The following is a 26,558-nucleotide window of genomic DNA, read 5'->3' as shown; positions in this document are numbered from 1 at the left end:
CTCCCTCGTCGCCCAGTTCTAACGGATCACAGAGGCGCTATTCGGCCGAAAACGAACGTTTTCAAACTCTAACGGATCACAGAGACGTTATTACGTGCAAAACAGCTGCTTAGGGCAGTAAATGAAGCAAATAACGTTTGTAGGATCCGTTAGAATTCCCAGAGGGCGATTTTTGGAGTAATAAGGTTTCTACGATCCGTTAGCATGATGAAACGAGTGTGCAAGAATGCCTAGTGTGTTGGCTGCGTGCGATGTGTTGTGTGAGTTATGCACGAGAGGTGCGTGGGATGCGCGTAGTCGCGAGAGTGCGATGGTTGCTGGGTGCTGGTGTTGGTGCTAGTGTTGGTGTTGGTGTTGGTGCTGGTGCTGGTGCTGGCGCTGGCGCTGGTGCTGGTGTTGGTGTTGGTGCTGGTGCTGGTGCTGGTGCTGGTGCTGGTGCTGGTGTTGTGTTGGTGTTGGTGTTGGTGCTGGTGTTGGTGTTGGTGTTGGTGTTGGTGTTGGTGTTGGTGTTGGTGTTGGTGTTGGTGTTGGTGCTGGTGCTGGTGCTGGTGCTGGGTGCTGGGTGCTTGGGGGCATGAGTTGCTTGGGTTGCTTGGGTTGCTTGGGTTACTTGGGTTACTTAGGGTACTTGGGGTACTTGGGGTACTTGGGGTACTTGGGGTACTTGGGGTACTTGGGGTACTTGGGGTACTTGGGGTACTTGGGGTACTTGGGGTACTTGGGGTGCTTGGGATGCTTGGGGTGCTTGGGGTGCTTGGGGTGCTTGGGGTGCTTGGGGTGCTTGGGGTGCTTGGGGTGCTTGGGTGCTTGGGGTGCTTGGGGTGCTTGGGGTGCTTGGGGTGCTTGGGGTGTTTGGGGTGCTTGGGGTGCTTGGGGCTGGGTGCTTGGGGTGCTTGGGGTGCTTGGGGTGCTTGGCGGGATGCGAGGTGAGTGAAGTTGGCGATATTAGCAGCTTCACGTTGGTTGAAGCGAGCCACACACCTCGAATCTCCACAATTAAACCCGGCTGCAAACAGCCGGGTTTACGCATTTCTGCACATTTCATAAGCGCTCTACTAGAGCCGAGCGCCTAATACCGATTCTTCAAGCTCACCTGATTGCGGTGAGGCTCGCCGCTTTCGATGTAGCTATGCAAGTTGTCGACGAGAATATCGACAGCACGGTCTGTGTAGTAGATCGAATTGCCGGAGTTATGCGGCGTCAGGATGACGTTCTCCATCGTCCACAGCGGATGCGATTCCGGCAGCGGCTCCGGATCGAAGACGTCGAGCCCTGCGCCGGCGATCACGCCTCGCTCCAGCGCGTCGACAAGATCATCGGTGACGACAGTCTGGCCTCGACCGATGTTCACGAAGAACGCGCCAGGCTTCATAAGTGCGAACTTGGCGCGGTCGAACAGCCCTTCCGTTTCCTTCGTGATCGGCAGCGTCACGACAACGTAATCGCTCTCCCGAAGCAGCTGGTCCAGCCCGCTTGCGCCATACATCGCATCCACAAATGGCGATGGCTGAGCAGAGTTTCGCACGCCGAGGACGCGCATCTGAAACGCTTGCGCCAGCCGAGCCAGCTCCTCGCCGATTGCGCCGACACCGACAATGCCGAGCGTCTTGCCATGTATCTCGCCCAGCCCGCCGATCCAATCCCACTTCTTCTCCACCTGATTGCGCATCGTCAGATGCAGCTTCCTAGTAAAAGCGAGCATCATGCCGAGCACCGTCTCCGATATCGCGTTCGCATGAACGCCGCTCGCATTCGTCAGCATCACTTCGCCGGCTGCAAAAGCATCAAAAGGCATCTGCTCCACACCCGCGCCCCATGCCTGCACCCAGCGCAGCGCTCCGCCCGGCTTCAACGCATGCAACTCCGCCAGCTCGCTCCAGCCTGCTACTACCTCCGCTTCCGCGAGGTGATCAGCGAGCGCACTCTCCGCTTGATCGCCGTAGACGATCTCAAATCCAGGCGCCGCTGCCGCAATCCGCTCCCGGTGCTGAGGCTCCAAATCATAAACACATACCAGCTTGCGCATTACGCCGCCTCCTTTCCTATAACTAAAAACCGGCCCACAGGGCCGGTTCCAGATAATACCCATCTCTTACAGTTTAACTTCGGAACCTGTACTAGCGGACTCATAGATTGCAGATAGGATTTTGATCATGTCAACGCCTTGGTCAATCGAGTTGATTGCCTCCGCACGGCCTTGTACAACGTCTACGAAGTGAGCAAGGTGCTCGCCGTGACCGCCGGAATCTTGGCCAGTATGCGGGAATGTATCTGTTACGACGCCTTGGTCTTCGCCGAAGATACCAAGCTTGCCGTTGCTGAACTTAATGCCCGCTTTCGTGCCGCGCAGCTCTACGAAGTTCTCTTCTTCTTCAATGTTCGATGCCCAGCTGAATTCGATTTGCAGCGAAGCGCCGTTCTCGAAACGGATGAAGCCGATTGCCAAATCTTCAACGTCGAAAGTACCTTCGTCTTCGGACTTGGAACCGAATTTGCTGTGCTCGGAGCCAGCGATATCGTCAGCATCTGCGAATTTCGTGTATGTCGCACCGGTAACGGATACTGGCTTCGGATTGCCCATGAACCACATTGCAAGGTCGATGAAGTGAACGCCAAGGTCGATAAGCGGTCCGCCGCCGGACAATTCCTTCGTCGTAAACCAGCCGCCCTTGCCAGGAATACCGCGGCGACGAGTCCATCCGCAGCGACCAGCATAAGCTTCGCCCATGTTGCCTTGATCGATCCATTTCTTGATGTATTGGGATGCCGGACGGAAACGATTGTTACGCATAACCATCAGCTTCTTGCCGCTCTTCTCCATAGCGTCCTTCATGCGAAGTGCCTCTTCTACGCTAACAGCGTCTGGCTTCTCGCAGAATACGTGTTTGCCCGCTTCGAGCGCAGCAACCGCGATTTCGGAGTGGAACAAGTTCGGCGTGCAAATATCAATGATGTCAACATCTGCAAGCGCAATGACATCACGGTAGTCGCTGAATGCTTGCGGAATGCCGTGCTGCTCAGCCGCTGCCTTTGCTTTCTCCAGATCGATATCGCAGATCGCGACGATTTCCAGCTCAGGATGGTTCTTCAGAGGCTCAGAATGCGCCCATTGAAAAATACCTCCTGCACCGATTACGCCAACCTTCAATTTCTTCGTCATCTCAAACATCCTCCCCATTATATCAACCGCTCATTTGGCAGGCAGGCTCTAACCGTAAGGCTAGAGCCTGCTTCCTGCCGGAATCATTTTGTATTAGTTAAGCTTCTTCAAGAAACCTTGACGCAGCTTGTAGTATTTCATCCAAGCGTCCTTCATCTTCGTCAAGCCGTCAGCAACGTCGCTGCCCGCCAGAACATCCGTGTAATCTTTGAAGTTCGCGTCGAACTTCTCAACTGGACCTGTGATCGCTTTAACAATCAGGTTGTCCAGCTCATCGTTGTGAGGAGCAACCAGGTTGTTCGTGAAGTCTGTGTTGATTGATTCCCACTCTGCTTTCGCTTGGCGAGTTGCTTCGTCTACCGGAAGCTCCGCGTAGAGAGTCATGCTCTTCAGGTTATGCTTCTGCCATGCCGTGTTCACAAGCGTATTCTGATCGTAGTTCGCTTCGCTGAACGGATAGACAACTTGCGGATTGTAGACATAAGACATCTCGCCCGCTTGCGCAAGACCGTAAACTTCAGGGTTCGTCATTGTGTTGTCTTGACCTTGGATACCGTAGTACCAGCCGTCGCCTGTTTCATCCGTCTTGCCAACTAGCTTGTACTCTTCTACTTTCTTGAACTCTGGCTTGTAACGACGGTCCATGCCGTTGCCAGTGTACATGTCAGGCGTACCCCAAGCGCGAAGCTCAGCAGCTTCAAGCGAGTTGTTCCAGTCGATCCAGTTCAGGATTTGTGGAATTTGCTCTTCAGACACTTTCTTAGGGTTGATGACTTTGGAATTCCATTTGGTTGTCAGCGGGAAGTATTGGTTCGCCGCATCTTGTACGTTCGGATCCAGATCATTCGCGAAGATCGGAATGAATCTCCAGTCATACTTGCCTTTGACTTTATCTTTGTTCGCAGCGATTGGCGCCCACATGTTAACAACTGCGTACTCACCATTGATGATTTTCGCATCGCGCTGTTCGTTCTTCTGGATGTAGAACTCTTTACCGAACAAGCCGTCTTTGAAGCCTTTGTTCATGAAGGAAATATAGTTCTTCCATTCAGGCGTAAGCTCGAAATCTTGGTATTGGTTCTTCGATTCATTGATAATAAGCGGATAAGCTTGGCTCATGTTCAGGCCAGTTGCCGTGAACAGGGACCAATACAGTGCGCCGCGGGAGTTCTCGAATTGCAAGTGTGCCGGTGTAATTGTTTTACCGTTCTCCGACAGGTTGAGCGCTTTCACTTTCTCCAGGTAACCGTTCAGATCATCCAGGTTCTTGATCGGCACATCGTCGATTTGCTCAAGCGACAATTGACCTTTGTTTGCGATTGCAAGTTTCTTCAGGTCAGCAGCGCTCATGACGTTCGGATAAACCTTCTTCAAGATGTCATCACGCATCCATACGCCGTAACCGCCGTTACCGAGAATTGCATCGCCGTAAGGCGTTTTACGATATTCATCTTTCAGCAGCGGGCTTGGCATGGACGGAATCGACCACATTTTGCCGTCAGCTGGGTCAACGCTTGCTTGGTACCATTGCTCAACAGTAACGCCAAGGTCAGCTAGACGAGCTGCTGTCAAAGGCATATATTTTTTAATTTCATCAAGTGTAATTTCGCGAGCCATGCCTGCTTTTTTCAGCATTTCCATGTTTGCGGCATCATCAGCGATACCATTCTGGTTTGCGATTACCGCCGGAACGGTGTCTGCAAGGATCTGCATTTGCAGCCAGCTCTTAATGTCTGTATTCGCAGGGATTTCGATGAAGTCAGGAATGACCTTCGTCTTGTCGCGCCAGATTGGCGTCAATTTGTCTTCAACCGGCTTACGCGGGTTCGTCGGCAAATTGCCGAGAACTTCCAGGTGCATTTCTTTGAAGCTTGCTGGATCTACTGGACCCGAGTTCGCAGCTGTGTTGCCGCCAGCGGATGAGCCATTGTTGTTCGAAGCGTTATCCGAACTGCCGCAGCCGGCAAGAGAAACGGCAAGAACAGCAGCCAGCATAGGTGCCATAACCTTTTTCATAAATAAAATCCTCCCCTAGATTAATATCTATTAACTTAGATGGGCTAAGGCGTTATGCCTTAACCGCACCAGTCAACATCCCTTTAACGAAGTACTTCTGGAAGAACGGGTAGATGAACAGCAGCGGGAATGTAACGACAACCATGACTGTCATCTTGATAACCTCTGGCGTAGGAACGGAATTGTTCTGCTGCGCCATAAGCCGGCGTGCTTGCGCGCCGCTTGTCTTCGTAAAGTCGATCAGCGTGTTCGCTTCTGCACGGTTAATGATTTCGTAGAGCACATACTGCAGCGTACTGAGTCCGCGGTCGGTTACGTAAATCAAGTTCGTGTAGTAGTCGAGCCAGTTGCCCACGACTGCAAAGAAAGCGAATGCAGCAATGATTGGCATGGACAGAGGCAAAATAATCTGGAAGAAAATACGGCCATAGCCTGCGCCATCGATCATTGCGGATTCTTGCAGCTCAGCAGGCAATTCTTCGATATGCGTCCGCATGATAACCATGCTGAAGAATGCGAAAGCGCCTGGAAGCACGTATACAAGGAAGTTGTTAATCAAGTGAAGCTTCGAAATAACAACATAGTTCGAAATAATAGTACCCGCGATAAACATTGGGATCATGAAGAAGAATAATAGCGCTTTACGGCCTGGCAGGAAGCGCTTCGAGAGCGCGAACGCCGCCATCATGGTCACCATAACCGATAGCACCGGACCGATGACGCAGCGCAGCGCAGTGACGACAAACGCCGTTTGCAGACGTTCATACTGGAACACGAACGCATAATTCTCAAGCGTGAACACACGCGGGAAGAACCAGATTGGACCTGCTGCAGCATCCGCTCCCGTATTGAATGACATAACAAGGATGTACCAAAACGGATAAATCGCGGTAACTGCCCAGACGAGCATAATCAGTATGTTAACGGTATCGAAGGTGCGTTCACCTGTGCTCCGTTTAATTCGGTTTGCTTTCAAGCTAATTGCTTTTGACACGTGATGTCGCCCCTTTCCTTAGACGATGCCTACATTGCTAAGTTTCTTCGTCGTGTAGTTCGTAGCCATAATAAGAATAAAGGATATGATGCCTTGGAATAGACCGACCGCAGCGGAGTATGAATATTGACCGCTGACCAAACCTTGGTAGTACGTGTAAACGCCGATCGTATCCGTATCCAGACGGATCATCTTATTTTGCAAGTTGAACACTTGGTCGAAGTTCGTTGCGAGCAACCCGCTCAGAGAGAAGATCAATAGGATACACATCGTTGGAATCAGGCCTGGCAATGTAATGTACCATAGACGCTGCCAGCGGCTTGCGCCATCGACCTGTGCCGCTTCATATTGCTGCGGATCAATAGTTGTCAGCGCTGCGAGATAAAGAATCGTACCCCAGCCTGTTTCTTTCCATATTTCCGAAATAACGAGTACCGGCAAGAAATTGTGCGCATCCTGCATGAAAGAAATACGCTCAGCAGCCGGATCAATCAATTGGCGAAGGTTGTTGATAATACCCGTCGCGTCTACCGTCAAGAACATGTAGAACAAACCGGCAACCGTTACCCACGATACAAAGTGAGGAATATAGGACGTTGTTTGTACAATCTTCTTGAATCGTTCGCCGCGCAGCTCGTTAAGCAGAAGCGCCAGAATTAGCGGAGCCGGGAACGTGGCAATCATCATCGTGACACTGTAAAGCAGCGTCCGGCCAATCAGAGTGTAGAACTTGTGATCAGTGAGGAACTTCGCGAAATTGTCGAAACCGACGAATTTGCTTCCGAAGCCGAACCACCCTTTATTAAAGTCATAATCGAGAAATGCGATATAGTTCGAGAACATCGGCAAGTACGCGAAGATGAACGTCAGAATGATTGCAGGGGCCAAAAAGAGATACAGCACAGAAACATTTTTCATTTCAATGCCACGCTTCTTCTTTTTTGCAGGGACATGAGTTTTGTCGGTGATTGTAGCCATTAGTGATTCCTCCTCTTTCAAGTATGCTCGTGCGCCATAATCTTACTCTTTGCTGTAGTTGATGCCCTATTATTGATTAGCTCACTCCCATACCGCAGGATTGCCGGATGACAAGCTCGGTTGGAAGAACAATGGAATTGTCCTTAGGAGAAGAGTTAAATAAACATTGTGTCGCAATTGCGCCAAGCTCGTACCTGGAATGTCCGACCGTTGTGAGCGAAGGTCTTACATAAGAACTTTGATGAATGTTATCGAAACCGACGACGGCTACATGCTCCGGCACACTGAGATTCGCTTCGTTCAAAGCTCTTATGGCACCGATGGCCATCTCGTCATTCGCGGCGAAAACCGCGTCCGGAATTTCGCTTCCGGCTAGCATCAGCTTCATGGCTTGATACCCCGAAGTCTCGGTGCAGTTACCTTGCATAACAATTTCACGCGAGTACGGAAGATTATGCTCGTCCATCGCACGCTTGTAGCCTTCGTAGCGATTGATGTTATCAATCGTGAACAACGGACCGCTGAGGAACTCGATCTTGCGTCTGCCCAGCTTGATCAGATGGGTAACCGCATCGTAAGCGCCTTGCTCATCGTCAATGAGAACGCTTCGAACATAGTCCGAGTTGAGCTCCCGGTCGAGCACGACGATGGGAAAATCTTTGCCTGCTACTTGAAGAATCAGGCTATCGGAGATTGGCGTACCCATGATGATGGCGCCATCAACAAATTTCTCTCTCAAGAATCGGTGAGCAGAACTGTTCTCTCCGCCGAAGGTACTGCACACAATCAAGTTGTAGTTGTAAGAGGCGACGACTTCTTGAATGCCCTCAATCAACTGGCTGTAAAATGGACCTCCCAGGCTATACAAGAACAGCCCGATCGTTTCACTCTTCTTCTTCTTCAAGTTTCGCGCTGCGTTGCTCGGACGGTAGTTGAGCGATTCAGCGGCACGGACAACTTTCTTGCGTGTCTCTTCACTGATCTTAGGCGAGTTGTTGAGCGCATAAGAGACTGTGGAAACGGCGACTCCAGCTATCCTGGCAACGTCTTTTATCGTTGCAGCCATGTATTTAGTTCCCTCACTTTCATCAGGTTGTTGAAACGTTTCACATTGATTCAAAAAAAATGGTTCTGAAACGCTTTCAAAACCGAGTCAAGTGTAATAAACAAAGCAAATCATGGTAGTTTCATACCGTTCTGACATTGTCGAACATTGTAGAAACGTTTCACCTCAGCAATAATATCACAATGTAATCGCTTTTAAAAGAGTAAATTTTAGTCGGATTATGTCGTAAATTTATGTAATCTTGGTTCGCATCCCTCAAGACAACCTCCAACTGGTGAAACGATTCAAAACAGAAAAGGGAAAGCCCTAGTAGTAACGGGACTCCCCCCCTTCTCTCTTACAACTTTATCCGACTATTTCAAACGATCCTTCCAAGCCTTCTGCACTGCTTGGACCGATCCACACATTGAATTTGCCCGGTTCCACGACAAACTCATGCTTTCCGTTAACGAAACCAAGCTCCTTCTCGCCAAGAGTGAACGTCACGGTACGGCTCTCTCCAGCTTTCAGCTCTAGGCGGCTGAAGCCTTTGAGTTCCTTCACGGGCCGTGTCACACTTGCCGCTACATCGCAAATGTACAGCTGAACAATCTCAACGCCGTCACGATCCCCGGTGTTGCTGATCCGAGCCGTTACGGTAATGGATTCACCTAACTTAACGCTAGCTTGTTCCACCTGAAGCTCATCGTAGCTGAAGCTCGTGTAGCTCAGGCCATGACCGAACGGGTACAGCGGCGTCACGGCAGCATCTGCATAACGCTTCATCTGCGGACGGCCTGTCTTCTTCGCGTTGTAATAAATCGGCACTTGGCCGGAGTGTCTTGGGAACGTGACTGGCAGCTTGCCGCTTGGATTCACCGCGCCGAACAGCACGTCTGCGATAGCAGGACCCGCTTGCAAGCCGAGGTGCCAGCCGTTAACAATAGCCGGAATATGAGCGTCAGCCCATTCGATGGTGAGCGGACGACCATTCGCCAGCACGAGCACAACAGGCACGCCTGTCGCGTGAATAGCTTGGAGCAGCTTCATCTGCGGAGCCGGAATGTCCAGCGACACGCGGCTATTGTTCTCGCCGCTCATATCGGCAGACTCTCCAAGCACGAGAATCGCGAGCTCGCTCTCCCCAGCCAGACGCACCGCTCTAGCAAGCTCTGCTTCGTCTCCCGAATTAATGCCGCTGCCTGCCGTGTAGACCACTTCGGTCTGCTGCGCTTCGGCAAGCGAACGAATGCCCGCCAGAACGGAGACGACATCCTCCGGTCTGCCTTGTCCACGCCAGCAGCCGAGCTGTGCTTCAACATCCTCCGCAAGCGGTCCGATAACAGCCAGTTTACGCACGGAAGGTGCGATTGGCAGCAGCTGGCCCTCGTTCCTCAGCAGCACGATGGATTGGCGTGCCATCTCGCGCGCCGTCTCCAAGTGCTCCGGATTCAGCATGTATGTGCTTGCGAGCTTATTGCTCGTATATGGATGTGTGAACAAGCCAAGACGGTATTTCACTCGCAAGATCCGGCGAACCGCATCATCAATCACTTCGAGCGAAACTTCGCCTTTCTGGTTGAGATTCGCGAGATGCTCATGGTAGATCAGCGAGTGCATATCCATGTGCATACCCGCATTCACAGCTGCGCTGCCCGCTTGCTCCCGGTCGGCGGAATACCCGTGCTGAACGAGTTCATCCACCGATTCCCAGTCGCTGACAACAAAGCCTTGGAAATTCCACTCGCCTTGAAGGACATCCTTCAGCAGCCAGCGGTTTCCGGAAGCCGGAACGCCGTTCACCTCGTTGAACGCCGCCATAATCGTACCTGCGCCAGCGTCAAGCGCCGCTTGGAACGGCGGGAAGTACGTCTCACGCATCCGAGTCTCCGAGATGTCGACTGTATTATAGTCTCTTCCGCCTTCGGCAAGACCATAAGCGGCAAAATGCTTCGGACACGCCATAATATGCGGACGGTCCGTCCAATCATTGCGCTGAATGCCTCTTACCCGCGCTGCCGCAACGACTGAACCAAGGAACGGATCTTCGCCGGCACCTTCTGCGATCCGGCCCCATCTGGCATCGCGCGCGATGTCAACCATCGGCGCCAAGATCCAGTTAATGCCGTCGGACGAAGCTTCACGCGCTGCGATCGCAGCCGTCTCTTCCAGCAATTCCGAATTCCAGCTGCTTGCTTCCGCAAGCGGGATCGGGAATGTCGAGCGGTAGCCGTGAATAACATCATCGGCGAACAGCAGAGGAATCCCGAGACGCGATTCCTCTACAGCTACACGCTGAATTTCATTCACGCTGTCCGCGCCGCGAATGCCGAGCAAAGAACCGACCATGCCTTCTTCGATGAGCTCGCCATCGGTCTCTTCGTCGAATGTGCCAAGCTGCGTGAGCTGGCCGATCTTCTCTTGCAGCGTCATTTCACCGAGCAATGCATCAATCGCAGCTTCCGTCTCGGCATCCGAGAGGAACGGAGTCTTCAATCGGTTCTTGTCCACCTGTTCCATTAGCCAAGCTCCTTGATGCTTGCGTTCAAGAATGCGATCGACGATGCTGTTGCTTCCTCCAGCGTCTGCTTCGCATTCGTCGCTTCTTCATGCAGAAGCTCGAACGTCAGCCAGCCGTTATAGCCAATTTCAGATGCAACCGCAATCAGTTCCTTCATGTCAACTTCCCCGACAGAGAGATCCTCGCTCGGCACGCGTCCGAATTGATTGCGGAAGTGGAAGGCATAGATACGGTCCGGATAAGCCTTCAGCATATCCACCGGATTCATGCCTGCAACATGCGCCCAACCTGTATCAACACACAGACCGACATCTTGGCTCGCATAATCAATAACCGAACGGAGGTCGCCCTCTGCATTATGCTTGTCCGAAGCATGGTTATGCATGCTCACTTTCAGACCGTGCCCGCGCACGGCGTCGGCAATACGAGTGAGGTTCACGCCTTGTTGCTTGAACTCCTCTTCGGTCTTCAGTTCAGGCGCATCCCAGCCGCCCTTTGGATCCGCGTTAATAACCAGATCCGTAGCGCCAACTTCAGCCAGACGCTTTGCCACTGGCAGTACTGTCTCTTCGATGTTCAGCTTCTCGAACGGCTCGTGAAGCTGAAGACCAACGTAACTGCCGGACACAGCGAGGCCGAATTGCTTCGCCAAGTTAAGCAGCTCTGGAGTTGGGTCGATTTCAAGCGCATTCATGCCTGCATTCGCACAAGCGCGGAAAATCTCTTCCATCGACGGATCTTTGCCATCTTTCCAGTATTCAACCTGGTACCCGTAAAGACCTGTGGAAAAACCTTTGCTAGTAATCATGTGTTTGTTCCCCTTTCCTTCTTTCTTCCTCTTGCTTAAGCAGCTCTTATTTCTTCAGAACAACCGGCTTTTGGCCATTTGCGCTGTCATAGATGGATTGCAGGACCAAAAAGTTAAAGATCGCTTGCTCGTTCACGATTGCTGGCGACTGGTGGCCTTTCACTTTCTGCGCGAAGAAGTGTACAGGGTGGTCCATATAGCCGATCGAACCTGGGTAAGGAATCGTGTCTTCTTGCGTAACAACTTCTCCGTTTTTATCGGATTTCACCAACACTTGATCCGTTTCGAAGTAAGGGGACCATTTCACAGCGCCGCGAGTACCTTCGATTTCAACCGTGAAGTACGGCTCGCCATGCGTACAGGAAGCACGCTCGTATTGTACCCATACGGACTTGCCGTCTGCTTGCTGGAATTTCAGCATTGCGCCGACAGCGCCTTCGATGTCATACACGACATCCGTCGGATCAGCTTCTGTTTCTGGCTTCGCAGTCCAAGCCGCAGCCACTTCAATGCTCTCTGGTTGAAGAAGGTCATTCAGAATCGTGAAGTCGTAAGGGCCCCAGTCCATAATGATTCCGCCTGCTGCCTTGGATTTATCCAAGAACCAACGGCTCTGCGGTTGCCATTCCACGCCCGGACGACCGCGCTGACCGCGGAATACGAACGAGATCTTGTACACATCGCCAAGCTCTCCGGAGTTCAAGATGTTCTTCACTTGCTCTGTCTTCGGCACTTGCAGGAAACGGACGGAGCAGCAGCCTAGCATGCGGTTGTTTGCTTTGGCAATTTCAAGCAGACCTTCCGCTTCTTCGCGGTTCATCACAAGAGGCTTCTCGCAAAGCGTGTGACGGCCCGATTCCAGCGCCATCTTCGACAATGGGAAGTGAGTGAACGGAGGCGTGCCAACGATAACGATATCGTCTGCTTGCGGCTCTTCGCTCAGCATTTCTTTCGCATCTGTAAACGTCACTGCTTGCGGGAATTGCTCTGCGAAGCTTGCAAGCGCAGCCGGATTCGGGTCTGCGACTTTAATTTCGATTGAAGATTGGTCTTCCAGCTTATAAATGGCTTCTGCGTGTGTGCGGTTAATAACACCTGCACCGACTAAGTAAAAACGCATGACATTCACCTCTACTCATGAATTTGAACACAATTTGCATTTGCTAACCTAATTAATTAATAAAGTTAAAAATCAAAATTTGAAACTACAGCTCCCAAGGCATTTGCGCCGGTTGGCCGATACGGAAATTGCGAACGACTTCTTGTGCTTTCTTGGACAGCGTATCGTAAGTTTCACGCGGAATTTGCGTATGGCAGCTCGATTGGTACCAGTGACGGTTGTAGATCATTGCAAGGTTCGTACGGCGGTAGTCCGAACGGTTCGGCGTGCCGCGGTGCCACATGCGGATATCGCGGATGACGATTGAGCCCGCTGGCATGAATACTTTCTCGGAATGCATGCCTTCTGCTGCGCGTACAATGTGCAGGTTCGGGTTCACACTGCCGTCAAGCGTATCATGGTTCGCGTTGTCTGGGTTCAGATGCGTGCCGCCAGGCCATACTTCAAGCGGTCCGTTCTCCTCTGTAACATCAACAAGCGGAATGTTTACGACAAGGCTGAACGGCGGCAGTGGAACTGTCAATTCCGGGAACAGCGGCATGATGTCGCAGTGTACAGCTTGGTAGTCAGAGCCCGGCATTGGCGTGTCAGATGCGAAGTACGAGCAGTTGAAGCCTTTGCCAAGTACTTTCTCAATGACGCTCATCACGATTGGATGCGCAATTACTTCCTCATCGATGAATGGCTGCATGAAAGGCAGGAACATTTGGGCACGGTTCGTACCCGTGTTGTAGCCGCGCTTCTCGATAAACTCGTCGAAGATCGGATCGAATGCATCGCGAATACCTTTGATTTTCTCATCGCTTAGTACTTTCTCAAAAAGGACATAGCCGTTAACACGTACTTGCTCTGCTGCTGTTTCCAGCATTTCTGGGCTCAAGACGCCAGTTGCCAATTCTTGCTCAGTCAATTTGATTCTCATTGTTTCGTTCTCTCCAATCCTGATTATAATCTATTATCCGCCAATCCCGATTAAGCTGATGCCTAATACGATCATCGCGGCACTAACAATCCGTTTCCAGCCTTGCCTCTCCTTCAGCAGCCACACGCCGAGCATAGCAGCGAACACTGTACCGATCTCGCGCACAGGCGCAAGATGCGAAACAGGCGCCATATTCATGGCAATGAGGAACAGCAAATAGGAAGATGGGGCGCAAACGGCTGCAAGCACAATAAATTTGCCGTTAAGGGCAAACTCTCGGCGCACAAGCTCCCGCCTCAGCAGCTGCGGCAAGAAGACGAGCACAAACCCGAAATTGCCGACTTCAAGAAGCGACAGCGGGCTAATATACTCGAGCGCCAATTTGTCCACGACCGTATAGCCGGTAATGCATAATCCGACGGAGACGGCGAAGAGAACCGGACGCATCGCAAGCTGCTTGTCCGTCTTCGAAGCGGCGCCAGTCTGCCATCCGCTAAGAAGAAAGATGCCTGCCGTGATGCCGGCAATGCCGAGCCAGCCCCAAGGAGTAAGCGACTCGCCAAGAAACAGAACGCCAACGATCGGGGTGAAGATCACCCCTGTTCCGCGCATGATCGGATAGACCTGCGACAAATCTCCGAAAATATAGGCTTTCGACAACAAGTAGCCGTTTAGTCCCTCGATTAGCATGGAGAGTATGAACAGAACATATGCAATTGGCGGTAAATTGGCACCCCACATTTCGATCACAAAGTGCGGCAGAAGCACGATTCCTGCAAGTCCGATCATCGAACCGAGGAAGACCGCTTTATCCATGCTTCTCTTCGTGAAGAACCCGTTGACCGCATTGATCAGGCCAGATGCGATCACTAGCAGCATAGACACGAGAAAGGCTTGATCCATAGTAAGCGTTTGCTCCTCTGCACGCGCAACTGCTAAGAGCTGCAAGGGTACCATACTAATGCGTTATGGTACTTCAAAAACAGATTAATTTGCAAATGAAGCAAATGAGCGAAATAACGAGCATTCACGAATGCACAAGCAAAAAGAGGCAGTTCACTGGGCATTTCACTAATGCTTGAATGTGTGTAAAATGATCAAAAAAAGAAGGGCGCCTCCACTGAGACCCCTTCGAATACAACTTAAGATGGCTGTTAGATGGTAGGCATCACGTTACCGCCGCACACAGGGATGTATGCGCCAGTGATGAAGCTCGCCAGATCGGATGCAAGGAAAGCGACAGCGTTCGCAATTTCTTGGTCGGTTCCGCGGCGTTTCAGTGCAACGCTTGCCTCGTAGCTCTCGCTCTTCTCCGTACCATTCGTGCGATCGCGCTCGGAGATCGTCCATCCTGGAGCAATCTGGTTCACCGTAATCTGATGTACGCCAACTTCCTTAGCGAGAATACGGTATACGCCGTCCATGCCGCGCTTGCCGGCGACATAAGCGGATTGAGTCGGGAAGTTCTGCATCGCGCATTCGGTATTGATGCCTATCATTCGGCCTGCGCCTTTCTCGATCATCGCCGGGACGAACGCCTTCGCAAGGAAGACGCTCTGCAGGACGCAGGATTCGAATTGGCTGACATAATCCTCCGCAGCCTGCTCGAGCACGGACGTCCACTGATATTGAATGACAGCATTTGCCACAACGATATCGACGTGGCCGATTTCTGCTGTAACCTTATCTCTCATGGCATAGATCGATTGCTCATCGGTAATGTCGGCTTGTACGATGATTGCACGTCTGCCTGTAGCTTCAATCTCCGCCTTAAGCTCCTGCGCCTTTGCCTCATTGTTATTGTATTGGATTACAACGTCTGCTCCGCATGCAGCAAGCGTCCGCACCATCACTCGTCCTAGCTCGCCTGTAGCACCGGTAACCAGTGCCGTGCGACCGCTTAAATTCAGTCCGATCATCTTCTGTTACGCCTCCTCGTCTTCTGGCAATGTAGCGGCTGCGGCATCAATTAGATCGTCGAATAGATCGTCGTCTTCCTCGATTGCCTTCTCCACTGCATTGATCTGATCTTCCGAGCCCGATTCTTTCGCGAAGCTCAAGCTGTAATCCCATGTTGTACCGCGGATACTCGTTAATTGCAGTGTAATTTCGTATGGCTGTTTATGACCTTCTACTTCAAATTGCACACTGCCGCTATACCCTTTGTCCGGATTCTGTGTCATTTCGGCGTGAATAATTGTAACGTTCATTGTTAGTACCCTCCAGCTAATGTCAAAATGCGAATAGCTAATTATACCATAACAATGTACAAGTACAGACTCGCTTACTCTGACTCAGTTCTGCCTTGCAGCAGCGCTTCGCCGGATTGCTGCGACCAAGGATTGTCATAGGTCGGCTTGTTGGCATAGCGGGACATGATGATCTCGAGCCGAATCGCAGTAGCTGGAAGCAGCTCGATCTGGAGCCACTTGCTGCCCACCTGCACCTCGCGCGGCTCGTCTTCATCAAGGACGCTGACTTTGTCGATTTGATGCTCGCCGAATGTTCCGCCTTGAACAACAATCGTACGCGGCTCAAACGGCGACGTATTCACCAGCTGCAGCACCGCTGAACGATCGCTCAGCTGCTCGACAAGCGCTGCTGTATCCTGCGGCAGGCCGACTCGCTTGCGGTCAGCGTCGAAGTAGCGGAAGCGGCCGTGCTGGAAGCCGCCGTGCGAAATATGCATCGGAGCGCCAAGCGTGAGCTGCACGAGGCCCTCCATATAGACAGGGCACAGCTCCTGCCAGATGTGGATGCTTGAGAAGTCATCGTCATTGTAGTTATCCGACCATAACGCCGGATTACCCATATCCGAATCCATCCTCTGCAGCTGGTTATGGATGAGCTTGAAATTCGCGTCCAGAATGTCGCCTGGATAGTTCGGCAGCTCGCCCGTTATGTACTGGAACCACGGCTCGGTATTCATGATGTAGTGCTTGGAGCCGCCGCCCGACACGCTCGGGGTATGAATCTCGTTCCAATCGTAGTTCTTCGGCACGCGATGGATACGTTCGAGATCTTCGTCCGCCATCGAAGCGATCCAGAGATAGATCGGATATTTCGCCGAGGCATCGCGATAATCGGTCCAGCCCGCGTCGAAATGCTTCAGCGGGACTTTCCATTCGCCATCCACTTCCTTGCGCAGCGACCAGTTCAGATCGAGCTGCTGCCGAGCGAGACTCAGATGCTTTACATCGCCTGTCAGCAGCATGGCATTCATCGCTGCATTCGTAATCGGTTCGATGATCGTTGGGAAGCCGTGCGGCCAGCGGTAACCGTAATAACCGCCCCACCATTTGCCGTCGTTGTACTCGCCAATCTCCCCGCTTAAGCCGATATTATCAGGGATAATGCCACCGTTGCGTTCCACCCGTTCACACCATGCAGCCAAGTAATCCAGCACCCACTGGCTGTACTTCTCATCCGCCGTATGCATGTAGGCGTTGGCGACAAGGCCTGTCGCGTTCAGATTCAGCGGCACATCGCCGCGGTTCATCCGCTCATTCATCATCGCCAGCAGATGGCTGTAGATCGTGTCATCGCTCCACTTGCATTTGCGCGACTCGAAGTCAACGCCTGGCACATCCTCAAACGGCGCCAGATAGTTGTCCAGAATGCCGCGATGCGTTGACCAGTCCTCGCCAGTCGTTATGAACCGAGGACCTCTGCTGCCGTTCAGCGGCGAACGAATCAGCTTCTTCTCCGCATCGTAGTTGAGCGCCTCCGGGTCATCCCCTGTATACATGTGCGCGAAGCGCACTGCCCTCTGCCGATCCTTCAGCGTAGCCGGTCCAGCAAGACCGAGGAAGTAGAAGTACAAGTACCCTTCCCCGTGGTGCATCCAGTCGTAATAGGCATCGAATTCACGGTGAATCTGCCCGTACTCCGTCCACTGCCATGTAATGCCTTCCCATATGCGACGAGACGATTCGTGCAGCGAGTCATCTCCGCCAAGCGCATAGAGCAGCGCAAGGTTCATAAATCCTTCGTACGGGTCGTCCGAACCATCCATTCCCGGCCAGTTCCCCCGCCAGATTAGCGTCCCGTCAGGCCTCGTATAACGTGCGATAAACTGCTTGGCAGACGCATTGAGCAGATCTATTAGCTGACGCTGCTTCGTCGCCCAGCTTGGCGGTGCAGAGCGGCGGACAGCCTGCAAGCTCGTTTGCAGCGGCGCTTGCGACTCTTGTGATGGTTGCGATGAAGATGGAGTGGGCATAATACGCATCCCTTCTACGGTAAAATAGAGCAACAGCACTTCTTTTGCCGTTTCTGGTTGACGGATGACTATTCTTTATGGTCAATGGTATCGCTTACAAATCAGCTCGTCAATTTATTTATCTGAGGTCAAAATGCAAAAACTGCACCTCGATGAATGAGAGGTACAGTCTGATTGTGTAAGTAAATGTTCTGCTCGTGCAACTCTCTCAATGATGAAACTCATATTGCGGCTTGAAGATGATTTGTTGTACTCACACATTACTTTCTAAGCTCAGCCGGAATTTCCGGCTTGTATATAAAATAGTAAGATCCTGTGAGTACGAATAACGAAGCAAGGCTAACAATAATTGCAGCAATACCCCGATACATAATCTTCTTCATAGCTGTTCACCTCCTCTCAGTAGCGAAGCTTTGGGCTTCTTACAGATCAAGCGGCATCCTCCACATCTTTCCTTAATGAGAAGAAGAGAAAGACCGGAAGCGTGCAAAGAAATACGATGCTCGCATATATCACGTAATCGTTGTAATCGTTGCGGAATACAAATGCGAGTGCTGCCGCGATAACAATGCAACTTGTAATAATAGCAAGCAAAATAGCGCTTGTCTTGTTAATTTTCACATATGTCCTGCGCGAGGTAGGTACAAAATCAAATCCCCAATGTAATACGGTTATCGCTCTCGCAATACCAATCTGAGCTAGAAACGTAACGAATTGCAATGCAGTAAGAATGGGTCTACTATCTTGAATCGTGTCCAGCGACAAACCTCCCAAGTAGTTGGTCAGTAGAATAATGACACCTTGAATGGCAAGTCCCCCAGCCAATCCGGCGAAATTCATGACGATTGAATGGAAAATCGGAACCTGAAATAGCACCCAGAATACGATAACAAACAAAACAAACTGTATATAAGTTGATAAATCCCCTACAGCAGGATCAAGACGCGTGAAGTAGGAAACTTGACTCATAAGAACTGAGACGATGACCACATTTATACTCAAACGTGTATACAAACTAAATCTGAACAAAGCAAACAAAAACAAAAACATGCCAATATACTCAAACGTCGAACCAATAACAAACAAGATGTAATCCATAGCACCTGTGACTCCCTTTGATAAGCTGCTGCCTGACGGGCTGATAGACCCGCTTCCTCTGCATTTTTCCCTACTTTATGCGGGATTTCGACTTCCTATCGCCATTATATGTAAATTGCGAATATACTTCAATTACTAAATTCATAGAAGGCTTTCATAGGGCTAAAATCGCATAAAAAAAGCAGAAGAGCGGGATTTTTACCACTCTCTGCCAGCGTCTAACTTGCTATCAAACACTCTAGCTCCAAGTAGCCCAGAAGTCTCTATCGGATCTCTTTAACCGTGATTCTGCAATTCGTTCGCCGTCACTTCTTGCCATGTATCCTGCATATCCTGGATCAAATCATCCGGGCTCTCAAGTCCAATATACATGCGGACGATCGTTCTGACTTCTCCGTTAACATCCGTGTTGCGCCCCACTGTAACAAGGCTCTCGTAACCGCCCCAGCTCACTGCAATTTTATAGAGCTTAAGCTTGGAGGCCCAAGCTTTAAGCCGTTCAATTGGCTGATTGCTCTCGAAGGAGAATAGGCTGCTGTAGCCTCTCAGCTGCTTCTTGCCCAGCTCGTGCTGCGGGTGAGATGGAAGCCCTGGATGAAACACGCGTTTCACGAATGGGCTTGATTCTTCAAGCCAGCTGGCAACCTTCAACCCGCTCGCTTGGCAGCGCTCCATGCGCACAGGCAGCGTACGCAGGCCACGAAGCACTAGCGAAGCGGTGTGCGCCGTCATAATGCCGCCAAAGAGCATGTATTCGTCGCGGCTAAGCGGCTTCATCAGCTCATTCGAGCCCATGACGACACCGCCGAGCGCATCGCTGTGGCCGGAAATATATTTGGTAATCGAATGAACGACCAAATCAATGCCAAACTCGAGCGGATTCTGGAAGATCGGCGTCGCCCACGTGTTATCAATAATGGTGCGTGCACCGATAGACTTTGCAAGCTTCGCGCACGCCTCCAGGTCGATCAGTTCAAACATTTGAGTGCTGGGACTTTCCAAATAGATGAGCTTCGTATTCGGGCGGACCGCCGCTTGGACCGATTCGTGACTGCTACCCTCTACAAAAGTCGTTTTCACACCGAAACGCTTCAAGTACTCGCCCATTAAATTTCTCGCAGGACCGTATGCGTTGCTTACGCAAACGATATGATCTCCAGCCTTCACCGATGAGAAGATCGCCGCGCTGATGGCAGCCATCCCTGAAGCGAAGCAGCGTGCGGCATCAGCGCCTTCCAGCAAGGCAAGCTTCCCTTCAAGAAACTCGACCGTCGGATTGTTGCCGCGCGAGTAAATATGGCTGCCGAGCTCTTGTTCGAAAGCATGCTCGAATTGTGGATACGTATCGAATGCAAACAGGCTGTTCTGGTAGATTGGAATTTGAATGGCGCCGAAATGGCGATCATCAAACTCATCATGCGCAATCGCCGTGTACATTTGCTCCAAAGTAAGTTTTGTCATCATTGTTGCTCTCCTTGATATCGCCGACATCGAATGTATCCTTAACCTTTTTCTGCACCTTGTGTCAGTCCTTCTACGATAAAGCGCTGCGCGATCGCGAACACGATAATCGTAGGAATAACGGACATAACCGTTCCGGCCGACATTGCGCCCCAGTCAATGTCAAATTTCATAACGAACGAGTTCATGGCAACCGGAAGCGTCTTGCTCGATTCGCTGTCAATAAACATAACAGCCATAATAAGCTCATTCCAGTTGTTAACGAAGGCGAATATGAACGTTGCTGCAATACCAGGCAGCATAACCGGAATAATGACGCGGAACAACGCCGTGATTCGAGAACAGCCGTCAATCATTGCCGCTTCCTCCAAGCTCGAAGGAATGCGCTGGAAGAACCCTCTAAGCATAATCGTTGAGAATGGGATACTTCCTACTGTATAAATGAGCACGAGTGAGGATAGATGATTCGTTAAGTGCATGCTAGACATCATCTTATAAAGCACGATAAGTGCGCCAATACCTGGCAGCATCTGCGTCAGGAAGAAACCGAACATAATATGCTTGTGACCTTTGAACTTAAACCGCGCAAGTACATAGCCGCTCAAGATCGAAATCAGAATAACGCAAGCCGCTGCACCCATGGATACGAGCAAGCTGTTGAAGATGTATACGCCGAAGTTAGAGAACTGAAACAGCTTCTTATAGTTGTCGAACGTTAATGTTTCCGGCCAATAATGAAGCGGAAAACTGAAAATTTGTTTCTGCGGCTTCAAAGAAGTAATTATGATCCAATAAAGTGGGAACAACATCACGACAGCGTGAAGTGTCAAGTATACCACTTTAGCACTTACTAACAGCTTCTTCTGCATTTTAGAAGTCCCCCGCTTTCTCGGATTTTGTCGCAAACAGGTAGAAGATCGTGTAGAGCATCAGCATGAGCATCATAACAATACCTACTGCCGAACCAAGACCATATTCGCCGTTACCAAACACTTTAGAAAGCATGAACGAGGAGACGATATTGGTCATGCCTGCCGGACCACCGTTGGTCATCGAGTAAATCAATGTAGGATCGCTGAAGATCCAGATCACTCGGAGCAAAGTCGTTGTGATGATCGTTGGCATGATATAGGGAATGATAACGTTAAACAATTTGCGCAGCCATCCTGCTCCGTCGATATCGGCAGCTTCGAACAATTCGCCAGGTATCGATTGCAATGCAGCGAGCAGCATAATTGCGAAAAATGCTATACCGTACCATACATTTGCGCTGATTACGGAGAACATCGCCCAGTGCGGATCGGACAAGAATCCGATACGTTCTTTAATAATTCCGGTGCGAAGCAATAGATCGTTGACAACACCGATCTGGGAATTGTACAGCCATTTGAAAATCAAGCCGATTAGAAAGCCGGATAGAGCCCAAGAGTAGAAAACAAGACCTTGATAAAGGCCTCTGCCTTTGAACGGCTTATTCAATACGAGAGCAAGAATGAAACCAAGAATAAATTGCGCGACTAAGGAGTAGAACACCCATTTCAAGCTGTTCTTCAAAGCCGTAATAAACTGGTTGTCATTGAATATCGTTCTGAAGTTGTCAAATCCGATATACTTGACGTTTTTCACATTCATCAAATTGTAATCTTGGAACGCGAGAGTGATACCTTTAACAACAGGATAATAAGTAAAGGTCAGAACTAGAATAATAACAGGGAGCAAACAGAGCCAAATAAACCACAATTGTGACGAGAATCTGGATTTTTTCCCCTTGTTCTCGGTCGAACCAGTCGAGACTTTCGTTTCCATAAATTACCCCTCCTTATTAAAAAGGGTGATGGGCAGCGGGAGCCACCCATCACCAAACGCATTACTTCGCGCTTTTCGCTTTTACGTCTTGCCAGTATTTATCCAAAACTTTGAGCGTATCGTCAGTCGATGCTTGATCAAGGAGCCATGCTTGCGTATTCTTCATGAGAAGATCGCCGTAGTCTCCAGTTTGGTACGTGTAGTTCGGTTTAAGCGGAATGTAATCTTCCGGTTTCGTGTTCATTTCAAGCAATGTCGCATATGGACCTTCTTGGAAGTACGGATCTTCGGAAGCGGTAGAGTGGATTGGCAGCAAGCCGAATGCTTTACAGAAAGGAGTGTTCTCTGCAGGACTCGACAAGAACTCGATCAGCTTCCAAGCTTCATCTTTATGCTCGGAGAAGGACGTCATGCCCCAACCAGCAGCTCCGATGCCGTAGAACGTTTTGCCAGTAGGACCTACAGGCAGGAATGTTGAAGCCCAAGTTCCTTTTTCCATCTTCTCGTTCAGAACGCCGATAACGTCCGGATCTTGCATCAGCATTGCCGTTACGCCGGAAGTAAACGCTTGCACTTGCTCAGCGAAGCCCCAGTTGATGGAGTCTTTAGGCGAAGTTTCTTTGAAGATCTTCTTATAAAGTTCCAAGCCTTCTTTCGCTTCAGGCGAACCGAACATCGAAGTTTTGCCATCTTTCAGGAAGTGGCCGTCTGCTTCATCCAGATTCGCACCGTTGTAGCTTTGCACGATGCCATCGACGTAGCCAGAGCCACCAGCGCCGCCGCGGAACGAGAAGCCATAACGGTTCTTGTTTGGATCAGTCAGCTTCTTACCTGCAGTGTAAACGTCTTCCCATGTCTTCGGAGCGGCAAGGCCTGCTGCGTCGAACCAGTCTTTGCGGTAGAACATTTGACGCTCGTACATACCGTTTGCGATAAAGTACGGTTTATCAGCGATCGAAGCTACTGTCTTAGCAGCTTGGGAAACGGTAGCATAATCCGCCCATTTAGCCGCATAAGGCTCAAGGTTCTCAACGTAGCCGTTTGTAACATCCTCATTAATTGTTGCGTCGCGCACTTCAAGGACGTCAAGGTTCTCGCCTGTGCTCAGCATGGTACGGATCTTATTGTCCGCTTGATCGAACGGCGGCGAGATGAGCTCAACCGTAATTCCAGGGTTTGCTTCTTCGAAGCGTTTAAGCGACTGTTTCAGTAGATCCGTACGAGCAGGGCTCGTCAAGCTCTCAATCATGCGAAGCTTAACCTCTTCTTGCTTACCGCCATTGTTGCTTTGCGCTGCGTTGTTCGTGCTTGCAGAATTAGAAGTATCATTGCCACCGTTGCCGCCACATGCTGAAAGCATGCCGGCCATTACTGTTGTTGCCAAACCGAGATACAAATACTTCGACTTCTTAGTTGCCCCCATTGAAAACCCTCCACATTCAATTTTTTAATCGATGAGTACTGGGAAATCTTGTTGCGATCGATGCACAACCCTTCATGTGCCGATCATGGATCGAACTTGATTGGTCTTTCAATTCTGAATATTTGTACAACTCTTTCTAAAAAAATAGCCCCCAGCCGTACTCGCTATTCAAGTATCACACAGTCATCCTGTCTGATAGGTTGATTATAGGTGGAAGCGCTTTATATTGTCAACAAAATTATTTGACGCTTTTTATTTTAGCTTCGATGCAGTCCATCAGCTTGTCAAACTCTTCCATTGCAACTTTTGTATCGTGCGCTGCAATGCCGGCAAACATCGTATGATGAAACGGGTACGTCTCATCGAACAGAGCTTTATCGCCCAGCGGCTCATTGAAGAACTTCTCATAGAGGCCGGAGATGGAGTCCAGCACTGTCTCCAGAATCGGGTTTTTGGCAGCTTTAATAATATGACGGTGGAACGTAAGGTCTACTTGAGACGTGTCCTTGTTCGCTTCCTTCAGAATACGGTATTCTTCAAGGCATTCCTGAACTTCCTTGATCTGCTTGTTCGTAATCCGCTCGGAAGCCAACGTTACAGCTTGTCCCTCCAGCGCTCTGCGCACCTCAAGAATGTTCAGCAGGAAGTTGCGCTCACGCTCGATCTTCACTTTGCCCGTGAAGCGGAACGTATTCACATCCTTTACGAAGATACCTTTGCCATTATGGACTTCAATTATGTCCATCGCTTCAAGGTAACGAAGCGCCTCGCGCAGTGACGAGCGTCCTACGCCAAACATATTCGTCATTTCTTCTACAGATGGCAGCTTATCCCCCTCGGAAAGGTCATGCTCTTGGATGAAGTTCTGAATCTCTTGCGAAACTTGCTCATGCACCAGTATCTTCTGAATTTTGCCCATTAATTTTGGCCTCATCCCTTCAGCTTACTACCTATCTGATAGGTACATAGTAAGCGAAGGAAAGTTATCATGTCAACTGGAATTCTACTGATTGCTCCTCCATTGCTTCCTGGGAATCTTTCGCTTATGATTGGAAAAGAAAGCGCTTTATACTTTCTGGCTCCCATTTTATACGAAGTGGCATTTCACATGCAAAGGGGAATTTTAACCATGCGATTAAAGTTCGAATTCCTGTACCGGTCACTGCGGGCTAAACAAACCTATATCTCTCATCATACCCATCATTGTTATGAAGTCGTTTACTACATAAACGGCAACGGGAGCACGGAGATCGGCCATATGAAGCATCACTTCGGCGCGGGCAGCTTCTGCCTCATTCGTCCGGGAACGCTGCATGACGAACGCCGCATTCAAGATACGGACGTCATCTTCGTCGGATTCAGCTGTGAAGATGACACGCTTGAGCTGCAAGAGGGCCTGTTCCAGGACAACGATTCTACCATTCTCTCCCTCCTCGAAACGCTCTATGACGAATATACGAGCAAGAAGACGCACTATTCCATCATGCTCGATTATATGATTGGCAGGCTAGCGGTGGAATTATCGAGGCAAAAGCATGAGCTATGGGCGATGCGCACCGGAGGGAAGAAGCTTGTCACTTTTCAGCGATACATCGACAATCACTTCCACGAGAAGCTGAACCTTGGCGTTATGGCAGAGAATTTCGGTTACAGCTATGACAGGTTCCGCCATCTGTTCAAGGAGGAGTTCGGAATCTCACCGCAGCAATATGTGCTTGCGAAGCGGATTGCAAACAGCAGCGAGCTGCTAGTGAAGACGGATCTGTCTGTGCTCGACATCTCCAATCGCTCAGGTTTCTCGACCGACGCCCAATTCTGCAAGCTGTTCAAGCGCGAGACCGGAGAATCGCCTCGGCAATATCGGGCAAGCAGACGCACATTTCCTAACGAACTTAGCGGCAGTTAACAACAAAAGAGGCTGGACTCGGGAACATGCATCCTGCGATGCTTCCCTCGCCTAGCCTCTTTCTCATTTTTTTCATTTCCCCGGAAATAATCGAAATTTCTGTTAGAGCGATGCGGCTGGCTTCTCGTCCAGATGGAGCATCAGTCGCAGCACCTCATCAAGCGATTCTTTCGTGAATACTTGCTTCCAATCCGGTTTAAATATCTTCTCATACCCGTATTCAATCGCTACTTTTGCCGCATCCGAGAACGGATTAACGTTGTTGAATGCGATCGCAAGCGGTATCTGAATATGCCCGAGCATAAAGGAACGAGCGGCTGCTTCAGGAACGCCCATTCGGATAACCTCGTCCATTGCTTCTTTCATAATACATGCTGCGGCAGCGGCAACAACTTCCGCAGCAGCCGGCTCCAGCAGCGCCATATGCTCGACTGTAATGCGGTGACAGTTCGTCACTGGCGCAAACATGCGAATGCAAATCTGCTCCGCTTGATCATAAAGATCTTCCCGTCCTTGATGCAGCGCGATGACGATATCCTGCTTCGCCGCAATGCCTCCGAACATATCTTGACGCGCTTCCGGCGAATCCTGCTCCTCGAACAGGGCGGGATGGCACGGATGGGTCACGACGAAAGTACAATCCTCACGCAGCGCCACCTGATTCGCATAGGCCGCTGCCGGATCGAGCACGATGACCGTTGTATTCGGCTGCAGCTTCGGTACGATAACCTCCGTAAGTGGACCGATAACAGCGTCCGGTACAGCCAATATAACGAAATCCGCTTGCGCTAACGCCTCATCATTCGGCGTTATGGCGAGCCCTCTCTCCGCGATGCGGCCTTTGCCGCTCTCCGATTGTTCGCATAGCAGCAGCCGGTAGTCTGCCGTCTTCAAATTATCGGTAATTCGGCAGCCCATTTTCCCGCCTGCTCCTATAAGTGCGATTGTTGCTTGCCCTGTTGAACCGCTCATAATAAACGCTCCTTCTCCAATGAATAAGATGATAGATCAAGCATAACGGATCATGCTGAAGCAATCAATACAAAATGTATACATTTCATATATATTTATTGAAATC

The 26,558-nt window shown here is 50.5% G+C and carries 24 protein-coding genes; 2 read left to right on the top strand and 22 right to left on the bottom strand.

The window, feature by feature from the left end; genetic code table 11:
- Positions 1-287: 287 nt before the first annotated feature.
- Positions 288-578, top strand: a complete 291-nt coding sequence (locus tag AC0YNX_RS18760; RefSeq protein ID WP_475817226.1) for a hypothetical protein — start codon at positions 288-290, stop codon at positions 576-578.
- A 491-nt stretch (positions 579-1,069) separates the two neighbouring features.
- Here AC0YNX_RS18760 and AC0YNX_RS18755 read toward each other — a convergent pair whose 3' ends face one another.
- From AC0YNX_RS18755 to AC0YNX_RS18655, 21 genes are all read right to left on the bottom strand, one after another.
- The gene (locus tag AC0YNX_RS18755; protein WP_475817225.1) at positions 1,070-2,026 is read right to left on the bottom strand and encodes a D-2-hydroxyacid dehydrogenase; all 957 of its coding nucleotides are present in this window, start codon (positions 2,024-2,026) and stop codon (positions 1,070-1,072) included.
- 66 nt (positions 2,027-2,092) lie between these two features.
- A complete protein-coding gene (locus AC0YNX_RS18750) occupies positions 2,093-3,160 on the bottom strand; it encodes a Gfo/Idh/MocA family protein (RefSeq protein ID WP_475817224.1) in 1,068 nt (355 codons plus the stop codon).
- 93 nt (positions 3,161-3,253) lie between these two features.
- Entirely contained in the window at positions 3,254-5,176 is a 1,923-nt protein-coding gene (locus tag AC0YNX_RS18745) for a hypothetical protein (protein WP_475817223.1), read from the bottom strand.
- 52 nt (positions 5,177-5,228) lie between these two features.
- Complete coding sequence (locus AC0YNX_RS18740; RefSeq protein ID WP_475817222.1) at positions 5,229-6,170, bottom strand: carbohydrate ABC transporter permease; 942 nt, start codon at positions 6,168-6,170, stop codon at positions 5,229-5,231.
- Between the two features lie 18 nt (positions 6,171-6,188).
- Positions 6,189-7,148, bottom strand: coding sequence for an ABC transporter permease (locus tag AC0YNX_RS18735; protein ID WP_475817221.1), 960 nt, complete (start codon positions 7,146-7,148; stop codon positions 6,189-6,191).
- Positions 7,149-7,224: 76 nt separating this feature from the next.
- Positions 7,225-8,214 carry a LacI family DNA-binding transcriptional regulator gene (locus AC0YNX_RS18730; RefSeq protein ID WP_475817220.1) on the bottom strand — a complete coding sequence of 330 codons (990 nt, stop codon included), beginning with the start codon at positions 8,212-8,214 and terminating at the stop codon, positions 7,225-7,227.
- A gap of 345 nt (positions 8,215-8,559) precedes the next feature.
- The gene (locus tag AC0YNX_RS18725) at positions 8,560-10,713 is read right to left on the bottom strand and encodes a glycoside hydrolase family 3 N-terminal domain-containing protein (RefSeq protein WP_475817219.1); all 2,154 of its coding nucleotides are present in this window, start codon (positions 10,711-10,713) and stop codon (positions 8,560-8,562) included.
- Positions 10,713-11,522 carry a sugar phosphate isomerase/epimerase family protein gene (locus tag AC0YNX_RS18720; protein WP_475817218.1) on the bottom strand — a complete coding sequence of 270 codons (810 nt, stop codon included), beginning with the start codon at positions 11,520-11,522 and terminating at the stop codon, positions 10,713-10,715. Before AC0YNX_RS18720 ends, AC0YNX_RS18725 begins: the two co-directional genes overlap by 1 nt.
- 46 nt (positions 11,523-11,568) lie before the next feature.
- Positions 11,569-12,642, bottom strand: coding sequence for a Gfo/Idh/MocA family protein (locus AC0YNX_RS18715; protein ID WP_475817217.1), 1,074 nt, complete (start codon positions 12,640-12,642; stop codon positions 11,569-11,571).
- 85 nt (positions 12,643-12,727) lie between these two features.
- Complete coding sequence (locus AC0YNX_RS18710; RefSeq protein ID WP_475817216.1) at positions 12,728-13,564, bottom strand: phytanoyl-CoA dioxygenase family protein; 837 nt, start codon at positions 13,562-13,564, stop codon at positions 12,728-12,730.
- 33 nt (positions 13,565-13,597) lie between these two features.
- Positions 13,598-14,467 (bottom strand): DMT family transporter, encoded by an 870-nt coding sequence (locus AC0YNX_RS18705; protein ID WP_475817215.1) that lies wholly within the window; start codon positions 14,465-14,467, stop codon positions 13,598-13,600.
- Between the two features lie 251 nt (positions 14,468-14,718).
- Positions 14,719-15,483: an SDR family NAD(P)-dependent oxidoreductase gene (locus AC0YNX_RS18700; protein ID WP_475817214.1), complete on the bottom strand. Its 765-nt coding sequence runs from the start codon at positions 15,481-15,483 to the stop codon at positions 14,719-14,721.
- 6 nt (positions 15,484-15,489) lie between these two features.
- Positions 15,490-15,774, bottom strand: a complete 285-nt coding sequence (locus tag AC0YNX_RS18695; protein WP_475817213.1) for a hypothetical protein — start codon at positions 15,772-15,774, stop codon at positions 15,490-15,492.
- Positions 15,775-15,848: 74 nt separating this feature from the next.
- Positions 15,849-17,786 (bottom strand): DUF8034 domain-containing protein, encoded by a 1,938-nt coding sequence (locus AC0YNX_RS18690; protein ID WP_475817212.1) that lies wholly within the window; start codon positions 17,784-17,786, stop codon positions 15,849-15,851.
- Positions 17,787-18,046: 260 nt separating this feature from the next.
- Positions 18,047-18,169, bottom strand: a complete 123-nt coding sequence (locus AC0YNX_RS18685; protein WP_116191078.1) for an AgrD family cyclic lactone autoinducer peptide — start codon at positions 18,167-18,169, stop codon at positions 18,047-18,049.
- Positions 18,170-18,215: 46 nt separating this feature from the next.
- The gene (locus tag AC0YNX_RS18680) at positions 18,216-18,884 is read right to left on the bottom strand and encodes a hypothetical protein (protein ID WP_475817211.1); all 669 of its coding nucleotides are present in this window, start codon (positions 18,882-18,884) and stop codon (positions 18,216-18,218) included.
- Positions 18,885-19,160: 276 nt separating this feature from the next.
- On the bottom strand, positions 19,161-20,348 hold the full coding sequence (locus tag AC0YNX_RS18675; RefSeq protein ID WP_475817210.1) for a trans-sulfuration enzyme family protein: 1,188 nt from the start codon (positions 20,346-20,348) through the stop codon (positions 19,161-19,163).
- A gap of 38 nt (positions 20,349-20,386) precedes the next feature.
- Positions 20,387-21,214, bottom strand: a complete 828-nt coding sequence (locus AC0YNX_RS18670; protein ID WP_475817209.1) for a carbohydrate ABC transporter permease — start codon at positions 21,212-21,214, stop codon at positions 20,387-20,389.
- A gap of 1 nt (position 21,215) precedes the next feature.
- Positions 21,216-22,151 (bottom strand): carbohydrate ABC transporter permease, encoded by a 936-nt coding sequence (locus AC0YNX_RS18665; RefSeq protein ID WP_475817208.1) that lies wholly within the window; start codon positions 22,149-22,151, stop codon positions 21,216-21,218.
- Between the two features lie 61 nt (positions 22,152-22,212).
- Complete coding sequence (locus AC0YNX_RS18660; RefSeq protein ID WP_475817207.1) at positions 22,213-23,574, bottom strand: ABC transporter substrate-binding protein; 1,362 nt, start codon at positions 23,572-23,574, stop codon at positions 22,213-22,215.
- Positions 23,575-23,812: 238 nt separating this feature from the next.
- Positions 23,813-24,493 carry a FadR/GntR family transcriptional regulator gene (locus AC0YNX_RS18655; protein ID WP_475817206.1) on the bottom strand — a complete coding sequence of 227 codons (681 nt, stop codon included), beginning with the start codon at positions 24,491-24,493 and terminating at the stop codon, positions 23,813-23,815.
- A 210-nt stretch (positions 24,494-24,703) separates the two neighbouring features.
- Here AC0YNX_RS18655 and AC0YNX_RS18650 point away from each other — a divergent pair, with 210 nt between their 5' ends.
- Complete coding sequence (locus AC0YNX_RS18650; protein WP_475817205.1) at positions 24,704-25,480, top strand: AraC family transcriptional regulator; 777 nt, start codon at positions 24,704-24,706, stop codon at positions 25,478-25,480.
- A gap of 102 nt (positions 25,481-25,582) precedes the next feature.
- On the opposite strand, the gene AC0YNX_RS18645 is transcribed toward AC0YNX_RS18650, so the two are convergent.
- On the bottom strand, positions 25,583-26,452 hold the full coding sequence (locus AC0YNX_RS18645; protein ID WP_475817204.1) for a phosphogluconate dehydrogenase C-terminal domain-containing protein: 870 nt from the start codon (positions 26,450-26,452) through the stop codon (positions 25,583-25,585).
- Positions 26,453-26,558: the final 106 nt, after the last annotated feature.

This window comes from Paenibacillus sp. J31R98 (genome assembly GCF_056269245.1).
The sequence above is the reverse complement of the archived record's forward strand: the minus strand, read 5'-3'. Positions and strand labels throughout refer to the sequence as shown.